The sequence below is a fragment of the Acinetobacter sp. DMC2 genome (assembly GCF_056314305.1).
Genome location: NZ_JBQUYP010000004.1, coordinates 416175 through 439663 on the forward strand (window position 1 = coordinate 416175; position 23489 = coordinate 439663).

A 23489-nucleotide genomic window follows, 5' to 3' on the forward strand; every position below is an offset into this window, starting at 1 on the left:
AAATTAAAATCTTAGTTTTACTGACCGACTTTTTAAACTTGAGGGTTACCATGGATAAATTGCTTAAAATCATGCAAGAGTTACGAGAAAAATGTCCGTGGGATCAACAACAAACTCCAATGTCACTGACTAAATATGCGATTGAAGAAGCATATGAAGTTGAGGCTGCTGTTCGTCAGGGTAATATCGATGAAATCAGAAATGAGCTAGGCGATTTGTTATTACAAGTTGTGTTTCAATCACAAATGTTTAGTGAGCAAGGTGCTTTTAACTTTCAAGATGTTGTTGAGGCAATAAGTGAAAAGTTAATACGCCGTCATCCACATGTTTTTCAGGCAGATCAATTTAATAATTTAACGCCAGAGCAAGTAAGTGAGCTTTGGAAACAAATTAAACAGCAAGAAAAACAAGGCAATCCGCAATCAAGGTTGGATGAAATTAAGCATGGACCAGCTCTATTGCAGGCACAAGAAATTCAAGAAAATGTCGCAAAAGTTGGTTTTGACTTTGAAACCGTAGAAGATGCTTATGGAAAACTAGAAGAAGAGCTAGACGAGTTTAAGCAAGCACTAAAAAATCAAAATATTGATGAAATTCAAGATGAATTTGGAGATTGCCTGTTTTCATTAGTCAATGTAGGACGTAAACTTGCGATTTCAAGTGAAACATCACTTTTATCAACAATACATAAATTTAGAAGCCGTTTTGCTTTTATTGAAGATCAAGCCCAAAAACAGCAAAGAACATTAGAAGACATGACCTTGTCTGAAATGGATGAATTGTGGAATCAGGCAAAGCGGCAGTTACGTTTAGGGGAAAAAACACATGCATCTCAGCATGAATCTTTGGAAGAGTAAGTCTTATATTTTTATTGTTTTATTTTGGAGCCTGATTTATTCAACCTTTGTTCATGCTCAATCTTTTGATCAAAATTTTAAGGAGTGGAAGGCTAAACAGCAGATGTATGATCAGAAGTTAAGCATACAACACGCCTCTCATTCTAGTGTTCCAAAAAGCTCAGTTATGACTGACTCTTCGGGACAAGTTCACTTGAATCAAGCCAATATTGATGAGCTTCAAAAGCTAAAAGGTATTGGTGAGAAAAAGGCTCAAGCGATTGTAGAATACCGTCAAAAGAATGGTGGCTTTAAAAATATTGATGAATTTAAAAACGTAAAGGGCATTGGTCCAGCCATTTTTGAAAAGAATAAAGCACGTTTGACTTTATAAATCATCTGTTTGTCAATTGTCATTTCATGCGCAAACTACAGAGAATCAAATTGCCCTTTGTGTGCGTTAGAGCTATGATTAGCGACAACTTGTTATTTACGTCCTGACGTAGGAGACAGCGTCTTTTGCAAACCTTGCGAGCGTCAAAATGTGGTTTGTCCACAGCCCAACTTCCTTCTTCGATTTTAGATGTGATCGATAGCCTGACTAAAGCTGGCTATGAAGCTTATATTGTTGGGGGTGGTGTCCGTGATTTAATGCTAGGGTTTAATCCTAAAGATTTCGATGCAGTAACCAATGCGACACCTTCTCAAATTAAAGAAGTTTTTGGCAGACGTTGCCGAATCATTGGACGTCGATTTGAATTGGCACATGTCTATTCAGGGCGTGAGCTTATTGAAGTTGCTACATTCCGTGCCCCTCCTAAAAAAGCAGTCACTAGTGCCTCAGGCATGATTTTACGTGACAATAATTGGGGTACTATCGAACAAGACTTTGCTCGACGTGATTTTTCAATCAATACGCTATATTACCAACCGCGTAAGAGTATTGTACTCGATTTCTGCAAAGCAATTGACGATGTGAAAAATAAAACTCTACGGTTATTGGGCGATCCGACACAGCGCTTTGAAGAAGACCCAGTGCGTATGCTGCGAACTCTACGTTTTGCAGCTAAGTTAAATTTCAAAATTGATTCAAATATTCTCGATATCTTTGATGCTGAAATGACGCAATTACTGCGTGATGTCTCTCCGCATCGTCTATACGATGAATCTCAGAAGCTGTTCACAATGGGGCATTTGGCGCGTGTTTTGCCAATGTTGATTGAGTTTGGTGTCTGGAAGCAACTCTTTGCAGATATTCAGCCTAACCTCACTCCATTTATTTTAAGAGCAGCAAAGAATACAGATCAACGTATTCAAGTTGGAAAAACAATTAACCCAGCATTTTTCTATGCAGTGTTATTGTGGCAACCATTTTTAGAGCGTTGTGAGTTTTATTTATCTAAAGGTATTGTGCCGGCTGAAGCCCGTGCGCAGGCTGGTTTAGATGTCTTAAAACGCCAAGCAACACGTACAGTTATTCCTCGCTTTGCTGAAACTTTTATTCGTGAAGTTTGGGAAATGCAAACTCGTTTGCTTAATCCAAAACCACAGCAAATAGAAGCATTGGCTGGACATGCTCGTTTCCGTGCAGGTTTTGACTTCTTATTACTTCGTGAAAAGTCTGGTGATGATACAACACAAGGAATGGGAAGTTGGTGGGAAGCCTACCAAGAAATGTCAAATGACGAAAAAGAAGCTGCGATTAGCCAATATAATCGTCAGAAAGCTAGAAACCGTCGTAAAGCTGCTGCTGAACCTCTTGAAAATAATAAAGTTGACACCGAAATTGAACCTTTGGTTGATATTCCGGAACCACGCACTCGCCGTGGGAAAAAAGAACGTACTAGACAAGATCAGGCAGTTGGCCGATTTGTTGAAAAAGCGACTACTTCTGAAGCAGGCGTGATGGGCGATCATCCAATTTTAAAACGTAAGCGGGTACAACGTGATTTAAGCCAAGTCGTCTTTGGGCCAACGCAATGACAATAACCACTTATATTGGTTTAGGAAGTAATTTAGGCGATTCACGTCAAATTTTATCTGAAGCCATTGCTAAGCTTAAGACGTTAGGAATGGTTAAAGTTTCTAGACTTTATCAAAGTCCACCTATGGGGCCTCAAGATCAGCCAAATTATTTAAATGCAGTTGCAAAATTAAATACCGATCTTGCACCTTTAGATTTGTTGGATCATTTACAACGGTTTGAGCAAGAAGCTGGCCGTGTACGACTTCGTCGTTGGGGTGAGCGAACCTTAGATCTGGATTTGCTTATTTATGGCAATGAAAAAATTCACAATGAGCGCTTAACTGTGCCGCACATAGGCATTCTACAACGAGATTTCGTTGTGATTCCTTTATTAGATTTAGATGCTGATTTACAGATTAATGATCAGCCACTTAAAAATTTAGAACTGATACAGCAGCCAACGCTGACTGTACTTGCGGATGAGTCTTGGGCTTAAGCTCTCGATTCATTATGTTCTGCAAACTCCTGTAGAGGATATCATCATGATTAGTTTGAGTGACTTAAGAAAATTTAAAGCCGAAGGACGTAAGTTCTCTTGTCTAACTTGTTACGATGCAAGCATGGCAAAAGCAATGGAACTTGCTGAAATTGATACAATCTTAATTGGTGATTCTCTTGGAATGGCAATTCAAGGGCGAGATTCAACTTTGCCAGTAACCGTTGAAGATATGGCTTATCATACGGCGGCGGTGCGTCGCGGTAATCAACATGCCTTGATTATGACAGACTTGCCATTTATGAGTTATGCAACCTTGAATGATGCTTTGCAAAATGCAAGAACAGTCATGCAAGCTGGCGCTCAAATGGTGAAAATTGAAGGTGGTGCATGGTTAAGTGAAATCGTGCAGGTTTTAACCCGTAATGGTGTACCTGTTTGTGTACATTTAGGTTTAACGCCTCAATCTGTACATGTATTCGGTGGCTATAAATTACAAGCTAGAACACGTGAAGCAGCAGATCAGCTTATTGCTGATTGTACAGCAGTGGTTGAGGCGGGCGCAGCGGTATTATTACTTGAATGTGTTCCTGCCCAGTTGGGTCAAGAAATTGCTGAATTATTTCCAAATACGCCTGTAATTGGTATTGGCGCAGGTAATGCAACTGATGGCCAAGTATTGGTTGTACAAGATATGTTGGGCCTAACTTTTGGTCGAGTTGCGCGTTTTGTGCGTAACTTTATGAAAGAGCAATCAGGTGAAACTGCTATTTTAGACGCTTTCAAAGCTTTTCATGCTGCTGTGCAGGATCAGTCATTCCCTGCCAAAGAACATACTTTTCACGTTGAGCTGTAATTCATGAAAACAGAAACAACCATACAAGGTCTTGCAGCTTCTTTAAATCCTGCTAGAGCTGCACGTAAAATTATTGGTTTTGTCCCAACCATGGGAAATCTACATGAAGGGCATCTCACACTTGTTCGTGAAGCGAAAAAGCTATGTGATGTTGTGGTTGTAAGCATCTTCGTAAATCCGACTCAATTTGGTCCAGGCGAAGATTTTGACAGCTATCCTCGTACTTTAGAGCAGGATAGTCGCCTACTTGCGGATGTTGGCTGTGACATTATTTTTGCGCCATCAGTTGAGCAAATGTACGGTACACAACCACGTTTAACGAACATAAGTGTCAGCCAGATTACAGATGCTTTATGTGGTAGTTCACGTCCAGGACACTTTGATGGTGTAGCTTTGGTTGTAACTAAGCTCTTTAATATTGTGCAACCGAATTACGCTTTCTTTGGACAAAAAGATTACCAACAGTTAGCCGTTATTCGTCAGTTTGTACAAGATTTAAATATTCCTTTAGAAGTAATTGGCGTGCCAATTGTTCGTGCAGCAGATGGCTTGGCGCTTAGCTCAAGAAATGGTTATTTAAGTGCTGAGAACCGTCAGATTGCTCCGGTTATTTATCAAAGTTTGAAGCAGGCTGAGCAACAGTTACATCAAGGCAAAGATTTGCAACAAGTTGTAGAAGATATCAAAACTCAGTTGACAGATAATGGTTTTGTTGTTGATTATGTCGAAGCTCGTCAGACAAATCTGTTACCTGTTGCTCAATTTGATCGTGATATTGTGTTGTTTGTCGCGGCAAAACTAGGTGCAACCCGTTTGATTGACAATTTAGAAGTTGCCTTTACACCCCAATAAAAGAGATCAAAGGACAGCCATGCCATGAAGCGTATACTTATCGTGACAGGACAGTCTGGTTCAGGAAAATCTTCGGCCCTTCAAGTATTAGAAGATTTGGGCTATTACTGTATTGATAATTTGCCTTTGGCATTGCTGCCTGAAATTGTGGCAAAGCTAGATCATGAAAACAATCTAGAGCAATTGGCTTTAGGTGTGGATGTAAGAAGTACTCGGGCAGATATGCAAGAGTTCGATCATGTGTTTGAGCAATTACAAAGACATGGAACTGTTGATGTTATTTACTTGACGACACAAGATCAGGATCTGATTGCGCGTTTTAGTGCATCGCGTCGTCCACATCCATTAGCTAATCGTTTTAAAAGTCTGTTGCAATGTATTCATGAAGAAAAGCAGTTACTGCTTCCAATTCAGTTCCGCGCTACGGTTCATATTGATACAACGGATAAAAGCGTTCATGATTTAAAGCATATTTTACTGTCTAAATTGGGGCAGTCAGATAAGCTTATTGTCATATTGCAGTCATTTGGATATAAACATGGCATTCCTTTAGATGCCGATTATGTTTTTGATGTACGGCATTTACCAAATCCGCATTGGGATTTAGAATTAAGACGTTTTTCTGGTTTGGATGAGCCAGTAAGACTATTTTTAGAAGCAAGTCCGCAAGCAAACGAAATGTTTGATGATATTCTTCACTTCTTAAAAAAATGGCTTCCCGCATTTGCTGAAGGACATCGTCACTATATGACGATTTCTATTGGTTGCACTGGGGGGCAACATCGTTCGGTTTATATCGTAGATAGACTAAAACAAGCACTTGAGGCAGAATGGTCTGTTCAGGTCTTACACAGAGAAATGAAGCACTGGTCATGATAGACACAACTGTTGATGTAATTAATAAACTCGGTTTACATGCTCGTGCATCAGGAAAACTGATAGAGGTCACTACAAAGTTTCGTTCGTCAATCCAGATTGGAAAAGGCGATCATTTGGTAGATGCAAAAAATATTATGTCTTTGCTGATGTTAGGTGCAGGTAAAGGGACCACTTTGCGATTGGTCATTGATGGTACCGACGAAGAGCAGGCATTAAATGAAGTACTGGCGTTATTCGCAGCAAAATTTTATGAGGCAGATTAATCGTGGCACGTGGTTCCCAACGTTATACTGAAGAAGATTTCGGTTCTTTAGAAGGACGTGCAAGTAAAACCGAACAGAAAAAAGCAGTGCAACGCATGGCTGCTTTAGGTGAGCAACTCGCACAACTTTCTATTAAACAAATTCAGAAACTTCCAGTTGATGAGCGTTTAATTGATGCTTTAATGGAAGTGCAGAACATTAGTTCTTTTGAAGCACGTCGTCGCCAATTTCAACGTATTGGTAAGTTATTGCGCAATGAAGATGAGACGATTATTTTGTCTTATTTAACTCCGCAGCAAGGCGCGAAAAGACAGGCTCAATTAATGCGTTGGGTTGACCGTATGATTGAGCAGGGTGATCCTGCAATTAATGAATTTAGTAAAATTTATAATGCATCGGAACGTCACACTTTGCGTCAGCATGTGTTGAGAATCAACCGTGATAAAACTCAACAGGCGAGTGAAGCAGATATTGAGGCATCAAAAGTTAAATTTGTTAACTATGTGCAGCAAATCGCATTATTGTCTGATCAAGGCTAAATGCGCTTAAATAAAAAAAGCGACGCTCGAAGCGTCGCTTTTTTTATTTATATATTCTCAGCCCGTTCTTTTGCCCATTCACGCAAAATAAACTTCTGTAATTTGCCGGTCGATGTTTTTGGAATTTCTGTAATAATCACATCTTTAGGAACTTTAAAGCGTGCTAACTCTTTTTTGCAATATTCAATAATTTCTTCAGGTGTTGCTGTAGTACCCATTTTTAATTCAATAAATGCGCAGGGTACTTCTTGCCAACGAGCATCGGGTTTGGCAACGACCGCAGCGGTTAAAACAGCTGGGTGTCTATACAACACATCTTCTACTTCTAGAGATGAGATATTTTCTCCGCCTGAAATAATAATGTCTTTCGAGCGATCAGTAATTTTTGCATAACCATCGGGGTGGCAAACGGCTAAGTCTCCCGTGTGGAACCATCCGCCAGCAAAAGCTTCTTGGGTTGCTTTCGGGTTCTTTAAATAGCCTTTCATGACAATATTGCCACGAAACATAATTTCCCCCATGGTTTGTCCATCATTCGGGACAGGCTGCATTGTTTCAGGGTCTAAAACACGCATACTGTCTTGTAATGGATAAGGTACACCTTGACGGGAATGAAGCTGAGCTTGTTCAGCAATTGAAAGTTCATTCCATCCAGATTGTGAAGCACATAAGGCAGAAGGACCATATGTTTCTGTTAAGCCATAAACATGGTTGACGTTAATTCCCATGTTTCGCATACCTTCAATAATAGCAACTGGAGGAGCTGCACCAGCAACCATAACTTCAACATGATGATCAAAGTTGGTTTGTTTTTCTTTAGGTAAGTTAATAATCATTGAAAGAACAATCGGTGCACCACAGAAATAATCAACTTTATGTTCTGCAATGAGTTGCATGATTAATTCTGGGTCGACTTTGCGTAAACAAATATTCGTTCCACCACTGGCTGCGATACTCCATGCAAAACACCAACCATTACAATGGAAAAGTGGTAATGTCCATAAATACACAGCACGAGGTTTCATGCCACAGGCTAAGATATTGCTTGCAGCATTGAGATAAGCCCCACGATGATGATAGACCACACCTTTAGGATTACCTGTAGTTCCAGATGTATAATTTAAGCTAATCGCATCCCATTCATCTTCTGGTAAATGCCAAGTAAAGTTAATGTCGCCTTGGGCTAGCCATTCTTCATATTCAAAAGAACCAATAAACTGATTTTCGCCTTCATATTCATCATCAGCTACATCAATCACAATAATGTGTTGGTCAGGAATAAGAGAGAGGGCTTCTCTTGCCAAATTAACAAATTCAGGGTCAACCAAAAGCACTTTGCTTTCAGCATGTTCAAGCATGAAAGCTATTGTTTTTGCATCTAAGCGTGTATTGAGTGTATTGAGTACGGCACCAGCCATTGGAACTGCGAAGTGTGCTTCAACCATGGCTGGAATATTTGGTAATAAGACCGACACCGTATCATTTTTTTCAATGCCCAGCTGTTTGAGCTGAGAAGCAAACTGGCAACAACGTTGGTAAGTTTCTTTCCATGAAATTTGGCGCTTACCATGAATAATTGAAGCTTGATTCGGATAAATATAGGCTGCACGCTCTAAGTAGCGTAGAGGTGACAATGCAACAAAGTTTGCGGGTGTGCGTGGTAACTCATCATAAGCACTAACCATGGTAAACAACTCCGTGTTCTATTTTTAATTCATTCTTTGAAAATATGACTTAATACGCATCAAAGCATCTATGCTTTAGTCTTAAACAGAAATACCCTTCAGTCAGAAAATGAGCAAAAATGCTATTTTCTTCATCTTAAACCACTTGCGCTGAGTGTGTTTAAAAAATCTTCCCAATATATTTTTAAGTCATTTATTGCTGTTTACCTGATAAGCAAAATGTATTTATGATTTTGTGGGCTCAAAGGTTTTCACTTTGCTTGAACAAGTGTAAAATCTTTCAGGTTTTTTAATTTTGATTTACACCGTTTTTATATTTTGAGGTTCGCCTCGATCATAATCTCGCGGTGAAATGCTCCTTCGTATAGGGCATCACTCCTTAAGGATTTTTTTATGCCAATTATCACATTGCCAAATGGCGATCAAAAAAGTTTTGATCACGCTGTATCTGTTATGGAAGTTGCCCAAAGTATCGGGCCTGGTCTAGCAAAAAATACTGTTGCTGGCCGTGTAAATGATCGCTTAGTTGATGCATGTGACTTAATTACCGAAGATTCGACCTTACAAATTATCACTCCAAAAGATGAAGAAGGTCTTGAAATTATTCGCCATTCTTGTGCACACCTTGTAGGACATGCTGTTAAGCAGCTATTCCCTGAAGCCAAGATGGTGATTGGTCCAGTCATTGAAGAAGGTTTTTACTACGACATCTGGATGCCTCGTCCGTTTACATTAGACGATATGGCAGCGATCGAAGAGCGCATGAAAAAGCTCATCGACCAAGATTACGATGTCATTAAAAAAATGACACCACGTGATGAAGTAATTGCTGAATTTACTGCACGTGGCGAAGAATACAAATTACGCTTGATTGCAGACATGCCTGAAGAAACACAAATGGGCTTGTACTACCATCAAGATTATTTGGATATGTGCCGTGGTCCACACGTACCAAACACCAAATTCTTAAAATCATTCAAGCTGACAAAAATCTCTGGCGCTTACTGGCGCGGTGATGCGAAGAATGAACAGCTTCAACGTATTTATGGTACAGCATGGGCTGATAAGAAACAGCTTGCTGCGTACATTAAGCGTATTGAAGAAGCTGAAAAGCGTGACCACCGTAAAATTGGTAAAGCCTTAGACTTGTTCCATATGCAAGAAGAAGCACCGGGTATGGTGTTCTGGCATCCAAATGGTTGGACAATTTATCAAGTTCTTGAACAATACATGCGTAAAGTTCAGCAAGATAATGGTTACCTCGAGATTAAAACTCCGCAAATCGTAGACTTTACGCTTTGGGAAAAATCAGGTCATGCGGCAAACTACGCAGACAACATGTTTACGACTCATTCTGAAAGTCGTAATTATGCGGTTAAACCAATGAACTGCCCATGTCACGTACAAGTTTTCAACCAAGGTTTGAAGTCTTACCGTGATTTACCAATTCGTTTAGCCGAGTTCGGTTCTTGCCATCGTAATGAACCATCTGGTTCTTTACACGGTATTATGCGTGTACGCGGTTTTACACAAGATGATGCTCATATCTTCTGTACTAAAGAACAAATCGGTCAAGAAGTTGCAGACTTTATTAAACTCACTTTAGATGTTTATAAAGATTTTGGCTTTGAAGAAGTACAAATGAAACTGTCTACACGTCCAGAAAAACGTGTGGGTGATGATGCACTTTGGGATATGGCTGAGAAATCTTTAGCAGATGCTTTAGATGCAGCGGGTCTTGAGTGGGAATTACAGCCAGGTGAAGGTGCGTTCTACGGTCCGAAAATTGAATTCTCATTGAAAGACTGTCTCGGACGTGTATGGCAATGTGGTACTATTCAGTGTGACTTCAACTTACCAGAGCGTTTAGATGCGTCATACGTAACTGAAGACAATGATCGTGATCAGCCTGTTATGTTGCATCGTGCAATTCTTGGCAGTTTTGAACGTTTTATTGGTATACTAATTGAACACTACGCTGGTTTCATGCCACCTTGGTTGTCGCCGTTACAAGCATGTGTTATGAATATTACTGACTCTCAAGCTGAAGCTTGTGAGAAAGTCGTAGCAAAACTCAAAGAAAATGGTCTTCGTGCTATTTCTGACTTGAGAAACGAAAAAATCGGATTTAAGATTCGTGAGCGTACTTTAGAGCGTATTCCTTACCTGTTAGTTCTTGGTGATCGAGAAGTTGAAGAAGGTACAGTGAATGTACGTACGCGCTCAGGAAAAAATTTAGGTACTATGTCAGTAGATGCATTCATTGACTTAGTGAAGTCTGCCGTCGCCGAACGCGGCCGGTATATTGTGGAGTAAGAAAGATTAAACAGCCTGACCGTAACCAACAACAAGGTGCAAAAAGCAACCGTCCAGCAATTAACGATGAGATCCGTGCAAAAGAAGTACGCCTCGTCGGTGCTGAAGGTGAGCAAAAAGGAATTGTTTCATTAAGTGAAGCACTGCGTGCTGCTGAAGAAGTTGAACTTGATCTTGTTGAGATCGTTGCAAACGCCGAGCCGCCTGTTTGTAAAATTATGGATTACAACAAGCACTTGTTTGACCTTAAGCAGAAGCAAAAAGATGCGAAGAAAAAACAGCATCAAGTGCAAGTGAAGGAAATCAAACTGCGCCCTGCAACTGATGTTGGTGATTATCAAGTTAAGCTTCGTGCTATTTTGAAATTCCTTGAAGAAGGAAACAAAGTGAAGATCACTTTACGTTTCCGTGGTCGTGAAATGGCTCATCAACAACTTGGCTTAGCTCAATTGCAAAAAATTGAAGCAGACGTGGCTGAGTATGGGGTTGTGGAACAAGCACCAAAAATGGAAGGCCGTCAAATGGGTATGTTACTTGGACCGAAAAAGAAAAAGTAAGACTCAAAAAAAGCACTGCAAAAGCAGTGCTTTTTTTTACTCTAATATTAATAAAAAATATCACTTAACTTTTCTTTGTTCAGTTTTATTTAAGACAATTGCTATATTTTTTTAAGAAATTCAATTCACGAATTTTATGTGTTTTTTAGTGTTGGAAATCTCATCGCTCCTCTTAAAACATGATATAACGCAAGACGCAGTCATGATAACGATGAATAGGAAAATAGAATGATTGATCTATATTATTGGGGCACTCCCAATGGACATAAAATCACAATTGCCTTAGAAGAAATGGGATTGGATTACACCCTTTACCCAATTAATATTTTAGAAAATGATCAATTTCAACCAGATTTCCTGAGAATTTCTCCAAATAATAAAATTCCTGCGATTGTTGATCAAAATGGACCTCGTGGTGAGCCGATATCAATATTTGAATCGGGTGCTATCTTGCAATATCTAGGTCGAAAAACCGGATTATTTTATCCAGATGATGAACAAGAGCGAGTTGAGGTTGAGCAGTGGCTCATGTGGCAAATGGGCGGGTTAGGGCCTATGCTTGGGCAAAATCATCATTTTAATCGTTTTGCCCCAGAAAAAATCCCCTATGCCATAGACCGCTATGTAAATGAAACTAAACGTTTATATGGTGTACTTAATAAACAATTAATTGGTCAAAAGTTTGTTGCTGGTGAGTACTCGATTGCTGATATGGCAATTTTACCTTGGATATTGCGTTATGAATGGCAAGGTATTCAACTTGAAGATTACCCATATGTACAAGAATATATTGTCCGCTTAACAGCACGCCCAGCAGTTCAGAAAGCATTATCGATTAAAGTGGCTTAATTTCTTGCCTAGATTTAATAAATGCTTAAAGCAAAAAGTCATTTGGTATAATTGCTTATGCTGAGTTACTTTTTGCTTTTTATCAGTGCTTTTGGCGCTGCCACATTATTACCTTTACAGTCTGAAGCGGTATTGGTCACCTTATTATTAAAGGGACAATATTCAGCTTTGCTTTTAATCAGTACTGCTACTTTGGGTAATGTCTTAGGTTCTTGTGTCAATTGGTGGTTAGGTCTAAAGATAGAGCAATTTAAACATCGAAAGTGGTTTCCAGTTTCTGAAAAGCGTTTAGAACAAGCCCAACGCTTTTATCATAAGTATGGTTTTTACTCCTTACTTTTGAGTTGGGCACCTATCATTGGCGATCCAATTACTTTGGTTGCTGGACTCTTCAAAGAAAATTTTTGGCGTTTCCTTGGTATTGTTATTATTGCCAAAGCAGGACGCTATTTGTTTATTTACTGGGTGGTGATGGGTTTTATTTAAAATAAAAAAGCATCCGAAGATGCTTTGATTTATAACTATTTAAATTAATCTTCTGAGCTTCTGGTGATATCAACTTTAAATAGATCGTTCGTTTTGATCCAACAGAAAGTCACAACAACCAGCGTCATGCAGCCTCCAAAAATTGTAGCGGTAATCGTGCCTAAATATTTAGCCGCTAAACCTGATTCAAAGGCTCCCAATTCATTACTTGAAGATACAAACATACCGTTTACGGCAGCAACGCGGCCTCGCATATTTTCTGGTGGGAAAATTTGCAAAATGGTTTGTCTTACAACAACAGAGATACTGTCACATGCGCCTGTCATAGCAAGAGCAAAAAGAGATAACCACATATTTTTTGAGAAGGCGAATAGAATAGTAAATATTCCGAAACCTGCTACAGCAAGTAACATGTTACGCCATGCGTGCTGAGTTGGCGGAAAGCGAGTCAAAGCAATCATCGTGATAAGTGCGCCAATAGATGGAGCTGCTCGTAAATATCCAAGCCCTTCAGGACCGACTTTTAATATATCTTCTGCGAAAATTGGTAATAACGCGATAACGCCACCAAATAAAACAGAAGCTAAATCAAGAGAAATCGCCCAAAGAACAATTTTGGTTTTCCAGATAAAACGGAAACCTTCTCCTAAGCTTTCTAGAATATTGTCAGTTTCAATTTTAGGGAAATTACGTTTATGCAATAAGTTAATTAAAATAAAGCAAATGCCAAGTAAAACAGCAACGCTAAATAGGCTGGTTTCTCTACCTAAATAAGCAAGCATGAAACCACCCAGCATTGGTCCAATAATTACACCACTTTGCCAACCAATGGTTGTCCATGTCGCACCATTTGCATAAAGTTCGCGTGGAATTAAAAATGGTTTTAAAGATGTTGCAGAAGGATTGTAGAAACCGCGGATTGTTCCTAAGCCAAAAATAACAGCATAAATGCCCCAAGAAAGGAAGCTAACACTGATATGCTCTAAACCATGTAAGTGGAAAAGTAACCATAAAACCAAGGGAAGGGGAACCGCAAAAAATAAACAGATTTTCATAATAATCTGTTTATTAAACCTATCTGCAAAATAGCCTCCCCAAAGAGAAAGGGCAATAAAAGGAATGGCTTCTGCAAGACCAATTAAACCTAAAGTTAGTGGGTCTTTGGTGATTTGATATAATGAATAGGCAACAATAATTTCTTGAATCAAAATTGCGAGCGTTAAGCAAAACTGATTGATCGTAACGATAGAAAAGTCTCGATACCGTAATGCAGCGAAAGCATCATTTTGTATATTCATATTCTTTTGAATTTAGGATATTGCACTTATTATAGGCGATGATTTTATGGATTTTCTCGTAATTTGATAATTGATTATAGAAAATATCGTTTATATAAAATAGACAATTTACTATCAAAAAATGAGCATTTTACTTTTGTTTTAAGTTGGGATGCTTTAGAATATCGGCTCCCTTACCTGCAGGTCGTTTTTGCAATGGTGCAAACGTTCCGAACAGGTGTTCAAAAGAGGTTGTTATGCCTAAGATGAAAACTCGCCGCGGTGCTGCTAAACGCTTCAAGGCGACTGCACACGGTTTCAAGCGCAAACAAGCATTTAAGCGCCACATTTTGACCAAAAAATCTGCTAAACGTATCCGTCAATTACGCGGCTGTGTAATGGTTCATGTTTCTGACGTGAACTCAGTTCGTCGTATGTGCCCATACATCTAAGGAGATTATAAATGGCTCGTGTAAAACGTGGTGTAGTGGCTCATCGTCGTCACAAAAAAATTCTTGCTCGCGCTAAAGGTTACTATGGTGCTCGTTCACGCGTTTACCGCGTAGCGTTCCAAGCGGTAATCAAAGCTGGTCAATACGCTTATCGTGACCGCCGTCAAAAGAAACGTCAATTCCGTGCTCTATGGATTGCGCGTATCAATGCTGGTGCTCGTCAAAACGGTTTATCTTACAGCCGTATGATCGATGGCTTGAAAAAAGCTCAAGTGATCATCGACCGTCGCGTATTAGCTGACATCGCTATGCATGATGCAGTAGCATTTGCTGCTTTAGCTGAAAAAGCTAAAGGCGCATTAGCTGCATAAGCTTAGAGATTCAAAAAAAGACCGCTTTTTAGCGGTCTTTTTTATTTTTAGTGGTTCTATTTAAAAAAAGAGAAAATAATCAGAGATAAATGATGAAAGATGAAAAATTTCTAAATGACTTAATTCAAAAAGTACAGCAAGGCCACCAATTTAAGTACTTATATTTCTGGGGGCATACTCCCAAACAAGCTGATCTTGTTGATAAAAGCTGTTTTAGCCAGTGGTTTCCTGCGCAATTTAAAGTGGAAGGTGATGAATACTTTACTGCTGAGCACTATATGATGGCGCAAAAAGCAAAATTATTTAATGATGAAGAAAATTTTGCACGGATCTTGCAGGTTAAACATCCGAATGAGGCGAAACAGCTTGGTCGTAAAGTGCGTAATTATGATGAACAGATATGGCAAGAAAATCGGTTTGGCATTGTCGTACAGGCGAACTTTGCTAAATTCTCTCAGCATCATAAATTGAAAGAATTCTTATTAGCCACAAAAGATCGTATTTTAGTTGAAGCATCTCCAGTCGATAAAATTTGGGGAGTTGGTATGGCACAAGACCATCCACATATTCAAAATCCATCTCAATGGCAAGGCTTAAATTTGTTAGGTTTTACTTTAATGCATGTTCGAGAGCGGCTTTTAGCTGAATAAGTTTATATGAAACAAATGGGTGCTTCACTTTAAAAGTAGTGATATGAGGGGAACGAATTGCAATCACTAAGTGAAACAGAAATTCGTATAGCTAATTTTATAGATGCATTATCTATTGCAGAAGTGCATGTGCAGTGTTGGAAAGAAACCTATACAGGTATGCTTAAGCAGGAAATATTGGATGAGCTTAACGTACTAGATAAAGAACAGTTATGGAAAGAAATCACCAAAAGTCCTGATCATAAGTTATTTATCTATTCTGAAAATGGAATAGTGAAAGGCTTTCTCGATGGTTATTTAAATCCAGAAAATAATATTGCTGAAATTCTTGCTTTTTATCTTTTAAGAGAAGTTCAAAAACAAGGCATAGGCCGTGAGTTATTCCAGAAGTTCTATCAATGCGCTTTAAATCAAGGTTATGCTTTTATTCGTTTAGAAGTCTTTAACAAAAATCCGAGTCGCTTCTTCTATGAAAAAATGGGAGCCAGAATAATTGGCGAAACCGAACTACCTGAGTTCGGCTTCGAAATAACAGAATTACTTTATCAATGGGAACTGTAATTTTGATTAAAGCCCAAAATAATAAGCCAGAGCACAAATAATAATCGTTAGAATAATCAGCTTAATAACGCCTGAACCAGTACCTTTATGGTGATGAGATTTCAAATGTTGTGGATTTTCATTTGATTGCTCGAACGGAGAGGCTTTAACTACAGGTACAATCTGAGCTGTTTGGTAGTGATTTGCAGCCTTAACAATAAGTTTGGCAAATAAATCATCAGTTTTTTGCGTAAAATTTCTTAAATTGATGAGTTGTTCTTGGTCTAGCTCTTCTCCTAATGGATCATTTGCAAGGCGTTTCTTTTGTTCTAAATAATTAGCCAATGCTTGAGTGCGAGATAAAAGCTGATGAGCATAATCTGCAGGATAATTCTCTGGAATTAAAGCAAGTCTTGGTTCTTGGCTCGTAATGTTTGTACCATCAAAATGAGCTTTTTGAAATTCTGGCTCTTCAAACCCTGCTGCATATTTACTACGAAATAATTCACTCTCCATAAAGTCAGCTATTTCTTGCCATGGCGGATTTTTTAAATCAGCTTCAATTTTTTTTGATAATTTTTCATTGAGTTCAAAACGCCAGAAAGTTTCTAGACGAAGCTCACAGGTTTGTGAAGCAGGCGCTTCAAACTCATTATCATTGTTATACCATTCAGCAAGTTCATGGCCAAAAATCCATGCAAATTTCTTATCATTTTGATGGCTAACGATAAAATGAGTATAAGGCAGAAGCTCAACGTTGCTGTTTGGATTTTGCTCTTCATTTAGCAGGCTTGATAAATGTAAACTGAGCTGAGTGGTACCTTGTTTTTTTAGCGCTTCTAGCCAAACTTGAAAGTGTTGAGCGAGTAAATGCTGAGAGGCTAAGTCACGAAACTGAAAACTATGGTGGTCAAAAATATGATGTTGTCGCCATTGGGTAAAGCTTAAATTCTGACGGAGGTATTCATTACCATACGTCACAAGCGTAAGTTGTTGTTTCCAAATTTGATTGAGCGCCATAATAGTTGATCTCATTGACGATGCTATTATCTTATACGTTTTATCTTTTTGTTGCCTAATACATTTTTCATGATGGATAAACTTCATCAATCTGATGAAAAACTGTTAGAATGCAGTGTTTTATTATATTTTTTTAATTTGTTGCTTTGAGAGTTAATATGTCACTGGAAGCCCTGACCACAGAAGCGCTTGCTGCCATTGCAGCAGCTCAAGACCTTGTTGCACTTGATCAGGTGCGTGTGCAATTTACAGGGAAAAAAAGCCAGCTTGCAGAACAATCGAAAGCATTAGGGAAAATGGACCCTGAAGAACGCAAAGTACAAGGTGCTGCGATTCATGCTGTTCGAGAAACAATTAATACTGCTTTAACAGAACGTCAAGCGGCATTACAACAGGCAGCACTTGAGCAAAAACTAGCAAGTGAAACGATTGATATTACTTTGCCGGGCCGCGGTCAACGCGTCGGTACAGTTCACCCTGTTACTCAAGTACAAGAAAGAATTTGTCAGTTCTTCACTAAAGCTGGTTTTACAGTTGCGACTGGTCCAGAAGTTGAAGATGACTATCATAATTTTGAAGCATTAAATATTCCTGGTCACCATCCAGCGCGTGCTATGCACGATACTTTCTATTTTGATGCCACTCATTTACTGCGTACGCACACATCTGGTGTACAGATTCGTACAATGGAAACAAGTGAGCCACCAATTCGTATCGTATGTCCAGGCCGCGTTTATCGTTGTGACTCTGATCAGACGCATTCGCCAATGTTTCATCAGATCGAAGGCTTGTATGTTGCTGAGAACACCAGCTTTGCTGAATTAAAAGGTTTATTAATTAACCTGCTGAATGAATTTTTTGAAAAAGATTTAAAGGTACGTTTCCGTCCATCATATTTCCCGTTTACTGAACCAAGTGCAGAAGTAGATATTATGGATGAACGTGGCCGTTGGTTAGAGGTTTTAGGCTGTGGCATGGTACATCCAAATGTATTAAGTGCTGCGGGTATTGATCCTGATAAATACAAAGGCTTTGCTTTTGGTTTAGGGGTAGAGCGCTTTGCTATGTTGCGTTATGGCATTAATGACTTGCGTATGTTCTATCAAAATGATGTGCGTTTCTTACGCCAATTTGCCTAACAGTTTTTCAGGATTAAAAAAGGTTTATAAAGATGAAGATTAGCGAAAATTGGCTACGTACATGGGTTAATCCGGCAATTGATAGTGATACATTGTCTGATCAGTTGACGATGCTTGGTCTTGAAGTGGATGAATTGGCACCTGTAGCTAAACCATTTACAGGCGTTGTAATAGGTGAAGTACTCACTGTTGAGCAGCACCCTGATGCAGACCGTCTACGTGTTACAACAGTGAATATTGGTTCAGGTGAGCCTTTACAAATTGTATGTGGCGCACCGAACGTTCGCGCTGGAATGAAAGCACCTGTGGCAACCATTGGTGCAGTTTTACCTGGTGATTTTAAAATCAAAAAAGGTAAACTTCGTGGAGTTGAGTCACAAGGCATGCTTTGTGGTGCTTCTGAAATTGACCTTGAAGATAAAATTGATGGTTTGCTTGAGCTACCTGTCGATGCTCCAGTAGGGATAAACATCCGTGAATACTTAAAACTTGATGATAACGTCATCGATATCAGTATTACGCCAAACCGTGGTGACTGTTTTAGTATCCGTGGTATCGCACGTGAGATTGCAGTAATTAACCAACTGCAAATGAATGAGCCTGAAATCAAATCAGTTGATGCGACAATCACTGATGAGAAAAAAGTAGTGATCAGTACGGATGGTGCTCCACGCTACTTAGGGCGTGTAGTTAAAAACGTGAATGTAAAAGCTGCGACTCCAGAGTGGATGGAACAAGCTTTAGCACGTTCAGGAATTCGTACTCACAGCATTTTGGTTGATGTAACGAACTATGTCCTCATGGAATTGGGTCAGCCAATGCATGCTTTCGATTTAGCTAAAATCGATGGAACTGTACACGTTCGTCAAGCTCAGCCGCAAGAAAAGTTGCAACTTTTGAATGATCAAGAAGTTGAGTTGCAAGAAGATGTGATGGTTATTGCAGATGACCAGAAAGCATTAGCAATCGCTGGTATTATGGGCGGTCTAGCATCAAGTGTAACTGATGATACGGCTGATATCTTCTTGGAGAGCGCATTCTTCGCTCCGCTTGCGATCGCTGGGCGTGCTCGCCGTTTTGGTTTGCATACAGATTCTTCGCAACGTTATGAACGCGGTGTAGATTTTGAATTGCCATTAATTGCGATGAATCGTGCTTCTCAGCTCATTCAAGAATTAGCGGGTGGTGAGTTTGGTCCTATCACTGTAGCTGAAAAAACTGATTTACTTCCAAAACGTGAAGCTATTGAACTCAAGCAAGCTCAAGTAGACCAATTATTGGGATATCAAGTTGCTGCTGATTTCATTACAGATGCTTTAACTCGACTAGGCTGTAAGGTAACAGTTAAGGCTGAAAGTGAATGGTGTGTAGTACCACCATCACATCGCTATGACATGGCTATTTATCAAGACTTAATTGAAGAAGTAGCGCGTATTGATGGCTATGACAATATCCAAATTAGCTTACCAAGCATGGATGTTAAATTTGCTAAATATCAAGATCGTTTTGAACTCGCTGAGCTGCGTCAAACGATCGTGACTTTAGGTTATCAAGAAGCAATTAGCTTTAGCTTTGCTGATGCAAAACTTGAAAAGCAATTAAACCCACAAGTAAATCCATTAATGCTAGCAAATCCAATTTCAAGTGATTTGGCTGCGATGCGTAGTACTTTACTTTCAAGTTTAATTCCTTGCGTACAATATAATCTTAACCGTCAGCAAAGCCGTGTTCGTTTCTTTGAATTAGGGCTACGTTTTGATTATCAAAATGCTAAAAGTATTGAAGATCTAAAACAGATTCCAACTTTAGCTTTGGTTGCAATAGGTTCACAGCAACCTGAATCTTGGCATGTTAAGCCTCAACCAATGGATTTCTTCGACTTCAAAGGAGAGATTGAAGAGATTCTAGCTGCTGGTCGTGTCAAAGTTGAATATGTGCGTTCAGAGCGTGCATGGTTGCATCCAGGACAGTCTGCTGAAATTTTAGTTGATGGACAATCAATTGGTTACTTAGGCCGTCTGCATCCATCTTTAGAAAATGAGCTAGATTTGAGCACAACTTGGGTTGCTGAACTCGATCAAACAGCAGTTTTGCAATCTTATGTATCTAATTTTACAGAATTATCACGTTTTCCTTCGATCAGACGTGATATTGCGCTTTTAATCTCTGATAATATAAATGTTAGAGATATTCAGCAGTTAATCGAAAAAACTGGTGGAGAGCTTTTAGACTCTACATGGTTATTCGATGTGTATACGGGGCAGGGTGTCGAAGAAGGTAAACGCTCATTAGCGTTTGCGTTATTATGGCAACATCCTTCACGTACGCTTGAAGATGCTGAAATTAAATCTGGTATGGACAATATAATCCAAGTGTTAGAAAACACTTATCAAGCGACATTGAGGGCCTCATGACAGCATTAACTAAAGCAGACATGGCTGATCATTTAAGTGAGTTAACCAGCTTAAATCGCCGTGAAGCAAAACAAATGGTCGAGTTGTTTTTCGACGAAATTAGCCAAGCACTTATTGCTGGGGAGCAGGTTAAGCTTTCTGGTTTTGGTAATTTTGAGTTAAGAGATAAACGCGAACGTCCAGGACGTAATCCTAAAACAGGTGAAGAAATTCCAATTTCAGCACGTAGGGTAGTGACCTTCAGAGCAGGTCAAAAGTTTAGACAACGCGTTGGAAATGAGCAGATCGATTGATCTGCTTTTTTTTACTTATATTTAGATGGGTTTATTCAGCTACGATGTGTGATATCAATTTATCTAGATAGTTTAAGTGAAGTGATCTTTGGAATATCAAATTTAGGCGTAAAAAAAGAGGACAAAATGTCCTCTTTTTTTTCTAATCTAATATATAGATTAGTGTGCAGCAGAAGCAGTAGCTTCAGAAGCAGCAGGTGCAGAAGCAGCAGCAGCAGAAGCTTCAGAAGCAGCATCAACAGCTGAAGAAGCAGCAGTAGCAGCTTCAGAAGCAGCAGTAGTAGCTTCAGAAGCAGCAGCTACAGCTTCAGAAGCAGCAGCAGGAGCTTCTTCTTTCTTAGAACAACCAACGAAAGCTAAAGTAGCAGCTACAGCAGCAACGGCAGCAAATTTTTTGAATAACATGGCATCACTCTCACAAAAAAGATTTGAGATTAAAAAAACCTAAGTTGGACTGTTTTGCTTTTATTATTCCTAAAACGTAGCTAGGTAACAACGCATGGAGCAGTCTAACTGGTCTGCCGCTATGCTATCACTGCAAATGCTGAAATACTACTGTCGTCTGTCAAAAAAATGTATGAAAAACAGAAAAACAGTCTGTTTTTTAACAGAAAAAAACAATCAATCAGCTTGAGTGTATTGGAAAAGGTAGAGATAAACTACTAAAAAACTTATTTTTTTTAATTCAAAAATAATTATTATCAAAAGCTTATAAGTAAAATTACATAAAAAACTGCAAAATGTATTTTTGTGTAAAGCTTGTCAACCAAATAAAAAGCCACTCAAAAGAGTGGCTTTTTATGAAGATTAATCGATTAAGTTGAAGCTTTACGCTTCATCTGATCGAAGAAATCATCATTTGTTTTGGTTTCTTTCATACGATCGAGTAAGAATTCCATTGCAGCCAGCTCATCCATAGGATGTAGAAGTTTACGGAGGATCCATACTTTACGTAAGTTATCATCATCCATTAAACGCTCTTCACGACGAGTGCCAGATTTCTTAATATTCATGGCAGGGAAGACGCGTTTTTCAGCAATACGGCGATCAAGTGTAATCTCTTGGTTACCTGTACCTTTGAATTCCTCATAAATTACGTCATCCATTTTACTGCCTGTTTCAATCAAAGCAGTTGAAATGATCGTAAGAGATCCGCCTTCTTCAATATTACGTGCAGCACCGAAGAAACGTTTAGGGCGCTCTAATGCATGAGCATCTACACCACCAGTTAATACTTTACCTGATGATGGGATAACGGTGTTGTAGGCACGTGCAAGACGGGTAATAGAGTCAAGAAGAATCACAACGTCTTTTTTATGTTCAACAAGACGTTTTGCTTTTTCAATTACCATTTCTGCAACTTGTACGTGGCGAGCAGGAGCTTCATCGAATGTTGAAGCAATGACTTCACCGCGAACAGTACGTTCCATTTCAGTTACTTCTTCTGGACGCTCGTCAATTAATAGAACAATCAGGAATACTTCAGGATTGTTTCTAACAATAGATTGAGCAATATTTTGAAGTAACATTGTTTTACCCGCTTTTGGCGGTGCAACAATAATAGAACGTTGTCCTTTACCAATTGGCGCAACTAAGTCAACAACACGAGCAGTTAAGTCTTCTGTCGTACCATTACCGAGTTCCATAACCAATTGTTCAGTTGGGAAAAGGGGTGTTAAGTTTTCAAATAAAATTTTATTTCGAGAATTTTCTGGCGTGTCATAGTTAATCTGGTTAACTTTGAGCAACGCAAAATAACGCTCACCTTCTTTTGGAGGGCGAATAGTACCTGTGATGGTATCACCTGTACGCAAGTTAAAGCGTCGGATTTGTGAAGGACTCACATAAATATCATCCGGACCTGCTAAATACGAACCTGCCGCAGAGCGCAAAAAACCAAAACCATCAGAGAGAATTTCAAGAACGCCATCACCAAAAATTTCTTCGCCATTCATTGCATGGCGTTTCAAAATGGCAAAGATAATATCTTGCTTTCGGTTACGAGCCATACCTTCCAGGCCCATAAATTCAGCAATTTTAATTAATTCACCAATTGGTTTTTTCTTGAGTTCAGTTAAATTCATAAGGGTCAGAATTAGGAAAGAGTAGAGTGTGGTTTAAAAAGAAGAAAAATCGCTCGCATACAAAAAAGATTATCGCAATTGTATTTACACAATAACAATTCAGAAGTCTGATTGATTGTTTCGAAGAAAAATGTGAAAAAACAATTTCTGTTGCCGAGTGGCGATCTTTATGTTTGTGTCTTGTAAGAAGCCGGACGAAGATGATTCCCTTCAGTGCCTCTTGAGCATGTAATATAAGCCAGCTTAGTTAATTTGTCAATTTATAGCCGAAAAAAATACGCTATAAAAAAGTATAGCGTATTTTCATTCTTAGCATTTTGACTTAAACATTTTCATCAATAAAGCTAACAAGTTTAGAGCGAGGTACAGCACCAATTTGTTGAGCTACAACTTCACCATTTTTGAAAAGTAATAAAGCAGGAATATTACGGATATTGTATTTCACCGCAATATCTTCGCAAGAAGTTACATCAACTTTAACAATTTTTACTTTACCAGCATATTCACTTGATAGGTCTTCAAGAACAGGTGCAATTGCTTTACAAGGTGCACACCAACCTGCCCAGAAGTCAACAAGTACAGGTGTTTCAGCGTCTAGAACATCTGCTTGGAAGTTATCATCAGTTGTATTTACAATAGTCGCAGACATGGTACGGCTCCAATTTTTAG

General features: G+C 39.0%; 27 protein-coding genes. 21 read left to right on the top strand and 6 right to left on the bottom strand.

Translation table 11 applies throughout. From position 1 onward, the window contains the following. The first annotated feature begins 50 nt into the window (after nt 1-50). The 9 genes from mazG (at nt 51) to yjgA (ending at nt 6687) form a co-directional block, all read left to right on the top strand. On the top strand, nt 51-857 hold the full coding sequence (gene mazG / locus ACT53H_RS11040) for a nucleoside triphosphate pyrophosphohydrolase (protein WP_476009236.1): 807 nt from the start codon (nt 51-53) through the stop codon (nt 855-857). Further along, on the top strand, nt 826-1230 hold the full coding sequence (locus tag ACT53H_RS11045) for a ComEA family DNA-binding protein (protein ID WP_476009237.1): 405 nt from the start codon (nt 826-828) through the stop codon (nt 1228-1230). Before mazG ends, ACT53H_RS11045 begins: the two co-directional genes overlap by 32 nt. Nucleotides 1231-1355: 125 nt before the next feature. Further along, on the top strand, nt 1356-2819 hold the full coding sequence (gene pcnB / locus ACT53H_RS11050) for a polynucleotide adenylyltransferase PcnB (protein WP_476009238.1): 1464 nt from the start codon (nt 1356-1358) through the stop codon (nt 2817-2819). Continuing rightward, a complete protein-coding gene (folK, locus tag ACT53H_RS11055) occupies nt 2816-3298 on the top strand; it encodes a 2-amino-4-hydroxy-6-hydroxymethyldihydropteridine diphosphokinase (RefSeq protein WP_004794560.1) in 483 nt (160 codons plus the stop codon). The genes pcnB and folK overlap by 4 nt, the downstream gene beginning before the upstream one ends. Nucleotides 3299-3344: 46 nt before the next feature. Beyond that, nucleotides 3345-4154 (top strand): 3-methyl-2-oxobutanoate hydroxymethyltransferase, encoded by an 810-nt coding sequence (gene panB / locus ACT53H_RS11060; protein WP_004794557.1) that lies wholly within the window; start codon nt 3345-3347, stop codon nt 4152-4154. 3 nt (nt 4155-4157) lie between these two features. Next, entirely contained in the window at nt 4158-5006 is an 849-nt protein-coding gene (panC, locus tag ACT53H_RS11065) for a pantoate--beta-alanine ligase (protein WP_004794555.1), read from the top strand. A 24-nt stretch (nt 5007-5030) separates the two neighbouring features. Next, nucleotides 5031-5882 carry an RNase adapter RapZ gene (gene rapZ / locus ACT53H_RS11070; RefSeq protein ID WP_004794551.1) on the top strand — a complete coding sequence of 284 codons (852 nt, stop codon included), beginning with the start codon at nt 5031-5033 and terminating at the stop codon, nt 5880-5882. Continuing rightward, nucleotides 5879-6148, top strand: coding sequence for an HPr family phosphocarrier protein (locus tag ACT53H_RS11075; RefSeq protein WP_013198928.1), 270 nt, complete (start codon nt 5879-5881; stop codon nt 6146-6148). Before rapZ ends, ACT53H_RS11075 begins: the two co-directional genes overlap by 4 nt. Before the next feature lie 2 nt (nt 6149-6150). After that, nucleotides 6151-6687 carry a ribosome biogenesis factor YjgA gene (gene yjgA / locus ACT53H_RS11080; RefSeq protein ID WP_004794549.1) on the top strand — a complete coding sequence of 179 codons (537 nt, stop codon included), beginning with the start codon at nt 6151-6153 and terminating at the stop codon, nt 6685-6687. Nucleotides 6688-6734: 47 nt separating this feature from the next. Here yjgA and ACT53H_RS11085 read toward each other — a convergent pair whose 3' ends face one another. Then, complete coding sequence (locus ACT53H_RS11085) at nt 6735-8372, bottom strand: acyl-CoA synthetase (RefSeq protein WP_476009239.1); 1638 nt, start codon at nt 8370-8372, stop codon at nt 6735-6737. 393 nt (nt 8373-8765) lie between these two features. Between ACT53H_RS11085 and thrS the strand changes: the two genes are divergently transcribed. From thrS to ACT53H_RS11105, 4 genes are all read left to right on the top strand, one after another. Beyond that, the gene (thrS, locus tag ACT53H_RS11090) at nt 8766-10688 is read left to right on the top strand and encodes a threonine--tRNA ligase (RefSeq protein ID WP_476009240.1); all 1923 of its coding nucleotides are present in this window, start codon (nt 8766-8768) and stop codon (nt 10686-10688) included. Between the two features lie 5 nt (nt 10689-10693). Further along, nucleotides 10694-11245: a translation initiation factor IF-3 gene (gene infC / locus ACT53H_RS11095; RefSeq protein ID WP_081399203.1), complete on the top strand. Its 552-nt coding sequence runs from the start codon at nt 10694-10696 to the stop codon at nt 11243-11245. Nucleotides 11246-11473: 228 nt separating this feature from the next. Further along, entirely contained in the window at nt 11474-12094 is a 621-nt protein-coding gene (locus ACT53H_RS11100; protein WP_005302422.1) for a glutathione S-transferase N-terminal domain-containing protein, read from the top strand. Nucleotides 12095-12151: 57 nt separating this feature from the next. Then, nucleotides 12152-12580, top strand: coding sequence for a YqaA family protein (locus ACT53H_RS11105; RefSeq protein WP_004794540.1), 429 nt, complete (start codon nt 12152-12154; stop codon nt 12578-12580). A gap of 44 nt (nt 12581-12624) precedes the next feature. Here the strand turns inward: ACT53H_RS11105 and nreB are convergent, their stop codons facing one another. Continuing rightward, on the bottom strand, nt 12625-13878 hold the full coding sequence (gene nreB / locus ACT53H_RS11110) for a nickel resistance MFS transporter NreB (RefSeq protein ID WP_004794538.1): 1254 nt from the start codon (nt 13876-13878) through the stop codon (nt 12625-12627). Nucleotides 13879-14114: 236 nt separating this feature from the next. Here nreB and rpmI point away from each other — a divergent pair, with 236 nt between their 5' ends. From rpmI to ACT53H_RS11130, 4 genes are all read left to right on the top strand, one after another. Beyond that, nucleotides 14115-14309, top strand: coding sequence for a 50S ribosomal protein L35 (gene rpmI, locus ACT53H_RS11115; RefSeq protein ID WP_003655048.1), 195 nt, complete (start codon nt 14115-14117; stop codon nt 14307-14309). An 11-nt stretch (nt 14310-14320) separates the two neighbouring features. Next, the gene (rplT, locus tag ACT53H_RS11120; RefSeq protein ID WP_000124858.1) at nt 14321-14680 is read left to right on the top strand and encodes a 50S ribosomal protein L20; all 360 of its coding nucleotides are present in this window, start codon (nt 14321-14323) and stop codon (nt 14678-14680) included. 92 nt (nt 14681-14772) lie between these two features. Next, on the top strand, nt 14773-15330 hold the full coding sequence (locus ACT53H_RS11125) for an NADAR family protein (RefSeq protein ID WP_476009241.1): 558 nt from the start codon (nt 14773-14775) through the stop codon (nt 15328-15330). A gap of 57 nt (nt 15331-15387) precedes the next feature. Further along, a complete protein-coding gene (locus ACT53H_RS11130) occupies nt 15388-15891 on the top strand; it encodes a GNAT family N-acetyltransferase (RefSeq protein ID WP_174727307.1) in 504 nt (167 codons plus the stop codon). Nucleotides 15892-15897: 6 nt separating this feature from the next. On the opposite strand, the gene ACT53H_RS11135 is transcribed toward ACT53H_RS11130, so the two are convergent. Then, on the bottom strand, nt 15898-16890 hold the full coding sequence (locus ACT53H_RS11135) for a hypothetical protein (RefSeq protein ID WP_004794531.1): 993 nt from the start codon (nt 16888-16890) through the stop codon (nt 15898-15900). 158 nt (nt 16891-17048) lie between these two features. On the opposite strand from ACT53H_RS11135, the gene pheS reads away from it, so the two are divergent. The 3 genes from pheS to ACT53H_RS11150 are packed head-to-tail and all read left to right on the top strand — an operon-like array spanning nt 17049 to nt 20736. Beyond that, nucleotides 17049-18029, top strand: coding sequence for a phenylalanine--tRNA ligase subunit alpha (pheS, locus tag ACT53H_RS11140; protein WP_004794529.1), 981 nt, complete (start codon nt 17049-17051; stop codon nt 18027-18029). Between the two features lie 32 nt (nt 18030-18061). Beyond that, on the top strand, nt 18062-20443 hold the full coding sequence (pheT, locus tag ACT53H_RS11145; protein WP_476009242.1) for a phenylalanine--tRNA ligase subunit beta: 2382 nt from the start codon (nt 18062-18064) through the stop codon (nt 20441-20443). Next, nucleotides 20440-20736: an integration host factor subunit alpha gene (locus ACT53H_RS11150; protein ID WP_000126166.1), complete on the top strand. Its 297-nt coding sequence runs from the start codon at nt 20440-20442 to the stop codon at nt 20734-20736. The genes pheT and ACT53H_RS11150 overlap by 4 nt, the downstream gene beginning before the upstream one ends. Before the next feature lie 159 nt (nt 20737-20895). Here ACT53H_RS11150 and ACT53H_RS11155 read toward each other — a convergent pair whose 3' ends face one another. After that, nucleotides 20896-21141: a hypothetical protein gene (locus ACT53H_RS11155; RefSeq protein WP_174738796.1), complete on the bottom strand. Its 246-nt coding sequence runs from the start codon at nt 21139-21141 to the stop codon at nt 20896-20898. 94 nt (nt 21142-21235) lie between these two features. On the opposite strand from ACT53H_RS11155, the gene ACT53H_RS11160 reads away from it, so the two are divergent. After that, the gene (locus ACT53H_RS11160; RefSeq protein WP_081399565.1) at nt 21236-21370 is read left to right on the top strand and encodes a hypothetical protein; all 135 of its coding nucleotides are present in this window, start codon (nt 21236-21238) and stop codon (nt 21368-21370) included. 181 nt (nt 21371-21551) lie between these two features. Here the strand turns inward: ACT53H_RS11160 and rho are convergent, their stop codons facing one another. Further along, a complete protein-coding gene (rho, locus tag ACT53H_RS11165; RefSeq protein WP_004794523.1) occupies nt 21552-22820 on the bottom strand; it encodes a transcription termination factor Rho in 1269 nt (422 codons plus the stop codon). 322 nt (nt 22821-23142) lie between these two features. Next, nucleotides 23143-23469, bottom strand: coding sequence for a thioredoxin (gene trxA, locus ACT53H_RS11170; RefSeq protein ID WP_003655060.1), 327 nt, complete (start codon nt 23467-23469; stop codon nt 23143-23145). Nucleotides 23470-23489 lie beyond the last annotated feature (20 nt).

What these genes read in the sequence shown, in the direction of transcription:
- ACT53H_RS11075 (WP_013198928.1), top strand. Translation starts at nt 5,879, where the DNA reads ATGATAGACACAACTGTTGATGTAATTAATAAACTCGGTTTACATGCT.
- ACT53H_RS11155 (WP_174738796.1), bottom strand. Translation starts at nt 21,141, where the DNA reads ATGTTATTCAAAAAATTTGCTGCCGTTGCTGCTGTAGCTGCTACTTTA.
- rho (WP_004794523.1), bottom strand. Translation starts at nt 22,820, where the DNA reads ATGAATTTAACTGAACTCAAGAAAAAACCAATTGGTGAATTAATTAAA.
- rplT (WP_000124858.1), top strand. Translation starts at nt 14,321, where the DNA reads ATGGCTCGTGTAAAACGTGGTGTAGTGGCTCATCGTCGTCACAAAAAA.
- nreB (WP_004794538.1), bottom strand. Translation starts at nt 13,878, where the DNA reads ATGAATATACAAAATGATGCTTTCGCTGCATTACGGTATCGAGACTTT.
- panC (WP_004794555.1), top strand. Translation starts at nt 4,158, where the DNA reads ATGAAAACAGAAACAACCATACAAGGTCTTGCAGCTTCTTTAAATCCT.
- rapZ (WP_004794551.1), top strand. Translation starts at nt 5,031, where the DNA reads ATGAAGCGTATACTTATCGTGACAGGACAGTCTGGTTCAGGAAAATCT.
- panB (WP_004794557.1), top strand. Translation starts at nt 3,345, where the DNA reads ATGATTAGTTTGAGTGACTTAAGAAAATTTAAAGCCGAAGGACGTAAG.
- ACT53H_RS11105 (WP_004794540.1), top strand. Translation starts at nt 12,152, where the DNA reads ATGCTGAGTTACTTTTTGCTTTTTATCAGTGCTTTTGGCGCTGCCACA.
- ACT53H_RS11085 (WP_476009239.1), bottom strand. Translation starts at nt 8,372, where the DNA reads ATGGTTAGTGCTTATGATGAGTTACCACGCACACCCGCAAACTTTGTT.
- ACT53H_RS11100 (WP_005302422.1), top strand. Translation starts at nt 11,474, where the DNA reads ATGATTGATCTATATTATTGGGGCACTCCCAATGGACATAAAATCACA.
- thrS (WP_476009240.1), top strand. Translation starts at nt 8,766, where the DNA reads ATGCCAATTATCACATTGCCAAATGGCGATCAAAAAAGTTTTGATCAC.
- ACT53H_RS11125 (WP_476009241.1), top strand. Translation starts at nt 14,773, where the DNA reads ATGAAAGATGAAAAATTTCTAAATGACTTAATTCAAAAAGTACAGCAA.
- rpmI (WP_003655048.1), top strand. Translation starts at nt 14,115, where the DNA reads ATGCCTAAGATGAAAACTCGCCGCGGTGCTGCTAAACGCTTCAAGGCG.
- ACT53H_RS11150 (WP_000126166.1), top strand. Translation starts at nt 20,440, where the DNA reads ATGACAGCATTAACTAAAGCAGACATGGCTGATCATTTAAGTGAGTTA.
- mazG (WP_476009236.1), top strand. Translation starts at nt 51, where the DNA reads ATGGATAAATTGCTTAAAATCATGCAAGAGTTACGAGAAAAATGTCCG.
- pheT (WP_476009242.1), top strand. Translation starts at nt 18,062, where the DNA reads ATGAAGATTAGCGAAAATTGGCTACGTACATGGGTTAATCCGGCAATT.
- ACT53H_RS11135 (WP_004794531.1), bottom strand. Translation starts at nt 16,890, where the DNA reads ATGGCGCTCAATCAAATTTGGAAACAACAACTTACGCTTGTGACGTAT.
- trxA (WP_003655060.1), bottom strand. Translation starts at nt 23,469, where the DNA reads ATGTCTGCGACTATTGTAAATACAACTGATGATAACTTCCAAGCAGAT.
- pheS (WP_004794529.1), top strand. Translation starts at nt 17,049, where the DNA reads ATGTCACTGGAAGCCCTGACCACAGAAGCGCTTGCTGCCATTGCAGCA.
- ACT53H_RS11160 (WP_081399565.1), top strand. Translation starts at nt 21,236, where the DNA reads ATGGAGCAGTCTAACTGGTCTGCCGCTATGCTATCACTGCAAATGCTG.
- ACT53H_RS11045 (WP_476009237.1), top strand. Translation starts at nt 826, where the DNA reads ATGCATCTCAGCATGAATCTTTGGAAGAGTAAGTCTTATATTTTTATT.
- folK (WP_004794560.1), top strand. Translation starts at nt 2,816, where the DNA reads ATGACAATAACCACTTATATTGGTTTAGGAAGTAATTTAGGCGATTCA.